The 6,864-nt window shown below is 68.5% G+C and carries 7 protein-coding genes; 4 read left to right on the top strand and 3 right to left on the bottom strand.

The genetic code is table 11. From position 1 onward, the window contains the following. Position 1 precedes the first annotated feature (1 nt). The 3 genes from ACGFI7_RS41425 to ACGFI7_RS41435 are packed head-to-tail and all read right to left on the bottom strand — an operon-like array spanning position 2 to position 2,543. Positions 2-784: an ABC transporter permease gene (locus tag ACGFI7_RS41425; RefSeq protein ID WP_393415241.1), complete on the bottom strand. Its 783-nt coding sequence runs from the start codon at positions 782-784 to the stop codon at positions 2-4. Next, positions 781-1,557: an ABC transporter permease gene (locus tag ACGFI7_RS41430; RefSeq protein ID WP_393415244.1), complete on the bottom strand. Its 777-nt coding sequence runs from the start codon at positions 1,555-1,557 to the stop codon at positions 781-783. The genes ACGFI7_RS41425 and ACGFI7_RS41430 overlap by 4 nt, the downstream gene beginning before the upstream one ends. Beyond that, positions 1,554-2,543, bottom strand: coding sequence for an ABC transporter substrate-binding protein (locus tag ACGFI7_RS41435; RefSeq protein WP_393415247.1), 990 nt, complete (start codon positions 2,541-2,543; stop codon positions 1,554-1,556). Before ACGFI7_RS41435 ends, ACGFI7_RS41430 begins: the two co-directional genes overlap by 4 nt. Positions 2,544-2,934: 391 nt before the next feature. Here ACGFI7_RS41435 and ACGFI7_RS41440 point away from each other — a divergent pair, with 391 nt between their 5' ends. The 4 genes from ACGFI7_RS41440 to ACGFI7_RS41455 all read left to right on the top strand — a co-directional run. Continuing rightward, positions 2,935-5,787 carry a nitrate- and nitrite sensing domain-containing protein gene (locus ACGFI7_RS41440; RefSeq protein WP_393415250.1) on the top strand — a complete coding sequence of 951 codons (2,853 nt, stop codon included), beginning with the start codon at positions 2,935-2,937 and terminating at the stop codon, positions 5,785-5,787. Next, complete coding sequence (locus ACGFI7_RS41445; RefSeq protein WP_270156232.1) at positions 5,784-6,206, top strand: roadblock/LC7 domain-containing protein; 423 nt, start codon at positions 5,784-5,786, stop codon at positions 6,204-6,206. The genes ACGFI7_RS41440 and ACGFI7_RS41445 overlap by 4 nt, the downstream gene beginning before the upstream one ends. 5 nt (positions 6,207-6,211) lie before the next feature. Beyond that, positions 6,212-6,613, top strand: a complete 402-nt coding sequence (locus ACGFI7_RS41450; protein ID WP_393415253.1) for a DUF742 domain-containing protein — start codon at positions 6,212-6,214, stop codon at positions 6,611-6,613. Continuing rightward, positions 6,567-6,864: ATP/GTP-binding protein (locus ACGFI7_RS41455; RefSeq protein WP_393415256.1), on the top strand; the 298-nt coding region annotated here is incomplete at its 3' end. The genes ACGFI7_RS41450 and ACGFI7_RS41455, both read left to right, overlap by 47 nt.

The raw sequence follows: 6,864 nt of genomic DNA on the forward strand, positions 1-6,864 counted from the left end.
GTCATGGTGTGCGATTGGCCTGACGGTGCCAGATCAGGACACGCCGTTCGGCCAGGACGAACAGCGAGTTCACGAGATAGCCGAGCACGCCGAGCAGCGCGATCGCCGACCAGACGCCGGCCGCGTCGAAGCTCCGCTGGGCCTGCAGCAGCTGGTAGCCGATGCCGTCGGTGCCACCGAAGATCTCCGAGATCACCATGAGGATCAGCGCCAGCGACAGGCTCAGCCGCAGCCCCGCGAAGATCTTCGGGGACGCCGCGGGGATCACGACCACGCGCAGGTGCTGGGCCTTCGACAGCCCGAACACGGTGGCGGTCTCGGTGTAGGTGCGATCCACCGACCGGGCGCCGTCGATGCTGTTGAGCAGCACCGGCCAGATGACGCCGAACACGATCGTGGCCAGCTGCGTCGCCAGCCCCGACTGGAACAGCACGACGAACAGCGGCAGCAGCATCGGCGGCGGCACCGCCCGGCCGAGCTCGATCAGCCCGTCCACGTACCCGGAGATCTTCCGTGAGCGCCCGAGGATCACCCCGAGCACGACCCCGAGCACCGACGCCAGGATCCAGCCGCCGAACATGCGGGCGAGGCTGGGCATGATGTTGTCGAACGCGTCTTCAGTAAGGAAGAGCTGAGAGGCCGGGCCCGAGAACCACAGCTCGTACATCCGTACGACGATCTGGCTGGGCGGCGGGAAGTCATCGTCGAAATAGACGAAACGGGTGATCAGCTCCCAGACGAGGATCACCAGAGGGACGAACCAGAGCCGGTTGAGCACTTTCACGTCCGCACCCCTCCTGTCCGGAGCCAGTGCCAGCGGAAGAGCCGACGCTCGGCGAGCTGCAGCGCCATGTTCGCGAGCACCCCGAAGATCCCGGCCCAGAGCGTGGCCGCCATGATCAGGTCCATCCGGTTGCCCGAGGCGGCCGCCACCGCGAACACGCCGATGCCGTTGACGCCGCCCGCCACCAGCTCGGCGCTCACCGCGAGCACCAGCGCGATGCCGGCGGCGATCCGCACCCCGGTCGCCATGAACGGCGCGGCGCTGGGCAGGCTGACCCGGGACAGCACGGCCAGCGACCCGAACCCGAAGGTCCGCATCGACTCCTTGGCCAGCGGGTCGACGTCGTGCATGCCGTACAGGGTGTTGATGAGGATCGGCCAGAGCGACGCGTACACGATGACGGAGACCTTCATCAGCGCGTCGTCCGGGATGAGCAGGATCGCGAGCGGGATGATCGCCACCGACGGGATCGGCCGCATGAACTCCAGCAGCGGCCGGACCGCCTGCTCCACCTGCGGCAGCGCGCCGAGCAGCACGCCCAGCGGCACCGCGACGGCGATCGCGATCAGCAGGCCGAGCCCCCAGTTGCCGATCGTGGTCAGCATCCCTTCGAGGAAGACCGGGTCGAGCAGCAGGAGCGCGGCTTCGTACAGAATCACCGACGGCGGCGGGAAATCGAACGTCCGGGACACCCAGAGCCTGATCACCAGCTCGCCGAGGACGAGGAAGCCCGCGGCGCCGATGACGCCGCGGGTCAGTCGTGCACTTTTCATCCTGCTGACGGCGGCGCCACGATGATCGACTTAACGTCGATGGGCTTCTTGAGGTAGTTGTACTCGAGCATCAGGTCGGCGACCTTCTGCAGCCGGTCGGCGTTCAGCTCGCTCGGGAAGGTGCCGAGGGTGATCACCGACGCCGTCTGCGCGTTGATCTTCGTGTACGTCGGGATCATCGCCTCGATCTCCTTGCGGTCGCTGGAGGCGAGTTCCTGGGCCTTGGCGATCGCGCGCTGGAAGGCGGCCAGCGTCTTCGGGTGCTTCTGCGTCCACTCGTCGCTGGCCATCCAGCCGGCGATGGGCAGGTTCTCGGTCTCGCCGGTCATGGTGTCGGCGAGCTTCCTGAAGCCGAGCTGGCTCTGCGTCGCGGTGATGAACGGCTCGGTGATCCAGCCGGCGTCGGCCTGGCCGCTCGCGATCGCGTTGCCCATCTCGGGGAACGGCTTCTCCGAGAATTTGACGTCGTTTTCAGTAAGGCCGGCCACCTTGAGCTGCGTCGTCACGGCCAGCGTGGCGATGTTGCGCAGGTTGTTGACCAGGATGGTCTTGCCCTTCAGGTCCGCCACAGTCTTAATCGGCGAGTCCTTCGGGACCATGATGTTGAAGTTGTTTTCAGAGGCTTGATACATGTCCGCGACGAGCTTGAGCTTCTTGCCGGCTTCGACGGCGGAGAAGGTCGAGACGTAGTTCGTCTGGGAGATGTCAAGGGCGCCGTTCTCGATCTGCGGGATCGCGGCCGCGCCACCGGTAATGGTGACGGCCTCGACGGTGAGGCCCTCCTCCTTGAAGAAGCCCTTGGCGTTCGCGATATACAGCGATACGGGGTCGGGAATGGGGAGAGCGCCGACCTTGATCGTGGTTTTCTCCAAACCGCCGGTGTCAGCCGTCGAGTCCGTGGACTCGCCGCCGGTGCCGCAGGCGGCAAGGGTGAGTGCGACTGCGGCGCCGAGGACAATGGCGCGACAGCGCAGAGTGCGTGTCATGGGAGGTTCTCCTACCAGGGGGGAAGCTTCTGGAGCGCGGCATTGGATAGCCGGGCGTGAAGCGTACCGGAGGGTTGATCCGAGCTGAAGACGCTATGCCTCGAATCCGCTAGTTTTCCGCTCAATACGACTTCTCACTTTATAGTCGTATATATTACTTTCTGTCATCTTACGGGTCATATGTCCGGATTGGCGGGGTGGTTGCGCTCTGTGAACGAGGGTTAGCGGCTCGAACAAAGCGGCCCTCTGGACGATGGAAAACTCGTGAGACGTTGGCTCAACTATGAGGTTTGTGCTCAAATTGGGCACCGAACTTGCCTGCGATCACGCGTCGGCGTGAAAAATGCGCATGATCCCCCTCAGCAGCAGGCTAAGGCGAGAGGTTGCCACAGTGAGGACACCAACGACCGATTCCGGTCGTAGCAGGGCGAAAGACCTGCCGGGCGCGCCTGCTTCCACGCTGGCGCCGGCGGACCGGCCACTGCCCAAGCCGGGCAGCGCGTTCGCTCTGCGTAACTGGCGAGTACGGACCCGCCTCATCGCTCTCATCGCCATCCCGACGGTCGTCGGCGTGCTCCTCGGCGCGCTCCGCGTCGGCACCTCCATCGGCAGCGCACAGGAGTACGCGCGGGTCGGTGAGGTCAACTCTCTGGTGAGCGATGTCGGGAACCTGACCCACGACCTGGCGGTCGAACGCGACACCGCCGCCCGGTACGTCGCCGCGAACCGCCTGCAGTCGCAGTTCCAGCAACTGGAAACCCAGTACGACATCGTCGACGCCAGCATCAAGCGGCTGCTCGCCACCGCCGGCGAGGTCGAGGGCTCCTTGTCGGACCTGGGCCGCCGGCGTCTCGACCTGGTCCGCATCCGGCTCACCCAGCTTCCCTCGATGCGCAAGACGGTCCAGGACAGCAAGCTGCCGCCGCTGCCGACCGTCGAGAAGTACAGCGAGGTCATCAGCGAGTTGCTGCAGCTCTTCGACGACGTCGGCCAGGGGGCGGCCGACGAGCAGATCATCTCGGCCAGCACCGCCATGCGCGCCGTGGCGCGGGCCGAGGAGGAGACCTCCAAGCAACGCGCGCTGCTGGCCGCGGCGCTGGTGAAGGGCGAGTTCACCGGACCTGAGTTCAACGCCTTCGTCGACGCCCGCGCCCGCCGGGAGAGCGAGCGCGCGGCCTTCCGCAGCGCCGCCTCCCCGGCCCAGCGCCAGCTCTTCGACAACACGGTCACCAGCGTCGAGGTCGGCCGGGCCGAGTTCTACGCCAACCGCGCGATCTTCCTGCACAACGCCGGGACCGCGCTGCAGCGCCTGGACACCACGACCACCAAGGACGCCGACGAGTGGTTCAGCTCCATCACGCGTACGGTCGACAAGCTGAACGTCGTGCAGAAGTCGCTGTCGCAGCAGATCGCCACCCGCGCCGCGGACCTGCAGGGCGCCGACCGGCAGGCGGCCGCGTTCAGCATCGGCCTGGTCGTCCTGCTGCTGGTCCTGGTCCTCGCGGTCACCGCGGTCATGGCGCGCTCGCTCGTCCGGCCGCTGCGGCGGCTGCGCGGGGACGCGCTCAAGATCGCCGGTAAGACGCTGCCCGGCCTGGTGCGTCAGCTGCGCGAGGGCGAGGCCGACCCCGAGTCGCTGCACGTGCCGCCCATCCAGATCTCCTCCAAGGACGAGATCGGTGAAGTGGCGCGGGCGTTCGACGAGGTGCACCGCGAGGCGGTGCGGCTGGCGGGCGAGGAGGCGCGGCTGCGCGCCAACGTCAACGCGATGTTCGTGAACCTGTCGCGGCGCAGCCAGACGCTGGTGGAACGGCAGATCACCCTGATCGACGGGCTGGAGCAGGGCGAGCAGGACGAGCAGCGGCTGGCCAACCTGTTCAAGCTGGACCACCTGGCCACCCGCATGCGCCGCAACTCCGAGAACCTGCTGGTCCTGGCGGGCCAGGAGCCCCCGCGCCGGTGGAGCCAGCCGGTGAAGCTGGTCGACGTGGCCCGCGCCTCGCTGTCGGAGGTCGAGGGCTACGAACGGGTGGTGCTCCAGGTGCCCGACGGCGTCTCGATCGCCGGTCAGGCCGTCAACGACGTCATCCACCTGATCGCCGAGCTGGTCGAGAACGCGCTGTCGTTCTCCCCGCGCGAGACCCGGGTGACGGTCTCCGGCAGCCGGATCGACGGCGGCGGCGTGATGATGTCGATCACCGACTCCGGCATCGGCATGACCTCGGAAGAGCTCGGCCAGGCCAACGAGCGGCTCAGCGAGACCGCGGTCGTGGACGTGTCGGTGTCGCGCCGGATGGGCCTGTTCGTGGTCTCCCGGCTGGCGCACCGCCACGGCATCCGCGTACAGCTCAGGCCGCAGAGCGGCGGCGGGCTCACCGCGATGGTGCTCATCCCCGAGACCCTGCTCGGCATGCAGGCCGTGCCCTTCGACGGCTCGACCGGCGCCACCGGCGCCACCGGGGCCCTGGCCGGCATGCAGCGGGCCCGCGCCGACGCCTACGCGTCGCAGCCCCCCGCGCCGCAGTGGGGCGACAACGGCTTCCAGATGAGCCCCGCGCATCCCTCGTACCCGCCGAACGCGGACCCCAGCGGATCGTGGCCGAACTCCGCCATGCAGTGGCCTTCCAGCGGACCCGACTCGTGGGCGTCCGGACCACGCAGCGGCGCGTACGACACCGACGACGTGTGGATCCCGTCCCGCGTCCCCGGCGGCTGGGCGAGCGAGCCGTCGCCGCTGCCCGAGCGAACCAGCGAGCCGCTGCCCACGCGGAACCCGGCCGGCCGCAGGCAGGCCTACGACTTCCCCGAGACGGCGGAGTCCGGCGCCACCGGGCCCATCCCCGCGGTGAACCCCTCCGCGGGCGGGGACGACTACCTCCCGATCTTCGCCTCGGTGGAGTCGGCCTGGTTCGAGCGCGGCGGCAGCAGCGGCGCGTGGGGGTCGGCCAAGGCCGACGCCGGCTGGACGGCCGCCCAGGCCGCGGCCGAACCGGTGCGCGACGGCGCCACCGCCTCCGGGCTGCCCAAGCGGGTGCCCAAGGCGAACCTGGTGCCAGGCTCGGCCGACACGGCCTCCGCGCCCAAGGGCGTCGCCCCGATGCCCGCGGTCTCGCCGGACCGGGTGCGCAGCCGCCTGTCGAGCTTCCAGAAGGGCTTCAGAGCGGCCCGTGACGATCTCAGTGAGGGCAGGGCGAACCTCGCCTCTGACCCCAGGAACGTGGATAGCAGGGAGGAGGGCGCGTGAACGACCTGAGCCAGGCGGCACGGGGGGTGGACTGGTTGATCACCGACTTCGTCAACAGTGTTCCCGGTGTCGCGCACGCGGTGGTGGTGTCGTCCGACGGACTGCCCCTGGCCACGTCGGCCGGGTTCCCGGCGGACCGGGCCGATCAGCTGGCGGCCATCGCCTCAGGGCTGGTGAGCCTGACGCAGGGCTCGGCCCGGGTGTTCGAGGGCGGCGCCGTGAACCAGACGATCGTGGAGATGCAACGGGGGCTCATGTTGATCATGTCCATTAGCGATGGATCCTGTCTGGGGGTGCTCGCCGCCCCCGACTGCGACATGGGGCTGGTGGCGTACCAGATGACCTTGATGGTGGATCGCGCCGGCAAGGTGCTTACCCCGGCGGTGCGTGCGGAGCTGCGCGCCAGCCAGACCAGGTGATGTAGGTGACGGACCCCAGATGGAACAGCGGTGGCTGGGCCCCCCAGCCGCCCCCGCCGTCGAGCAACGACCCGGCCTCGCCGGTCCGTCCCTACGCGGTGACCGGAGGGCGGACCGCGCCCAGGGTCAAGCTCGCGATGGAGGCGCTGGTGTCGTCGGCGACGGCCGAACACCGGGAGTTCTCCCATATCACCCCCGAATACCAGGCGATCAGCCACCTCTGCCGCCAGGTACGGTCGGTCGCGGAGGTGTCTGCGCTGTTACGCATGCCGCTGGGCGTGGCTCGGGTGCTGATCGCCGACATGGCCGCCGAAGGCCTGGTACGGGTGCATCAGCCGCAGTTGGATGCCGGCCGCCCGGATGTCAACCTGCTGGAAAGGGTGCTCAGTGGACTTCGCAGGCTCTAGCCCCGGCCTCACCTCGACGAAGATCGTGGTGGCCGGCGGCTTCGGGGTGGGCAAGACGACGTTCGTCGGCGCCGTGTCGGAGATCATGCCGCTGACGACCGAGGCCGTCATGACCGACGCCTCGGCCGGGATCGACGACCTGGGCATGACCCCGCTCAAGACGACCACGACCGTGGCCATGGACTTCGGCCGCGTGTCGCTGGACCGCGACCTGATCCTCTACCTGTTCGGCACCCCGGGCCAGCACCGGT

It is taken from the genome of Nonomuraea sp. NPDC048826 (assembly GCF_043198225.1).
GTDB lineage: Bacteria > Actinomycetota > Actinomycetes > Streptosporangiales > Streptosporangiaceae > Nonomuraea.

Bases quoted from the DNA above. Each gene is read 5' to 3' on its own strand.
- ACGFI7_RS41430 (WP_393415244.1), bottom strand. From the start codon at position 1,557: ATGAAAAGTGCACGACTGACCCGCGGCGTCATCGGCGCCGCGGGCTTC.
- ACGFI7_RS41435 (WP_393415247.1), bottom strand. From the start codon at position 2,543: ATGACACGCACTCTGCGCTGTCGCGCCATTGTCCTCGGCGCCGCAGTC.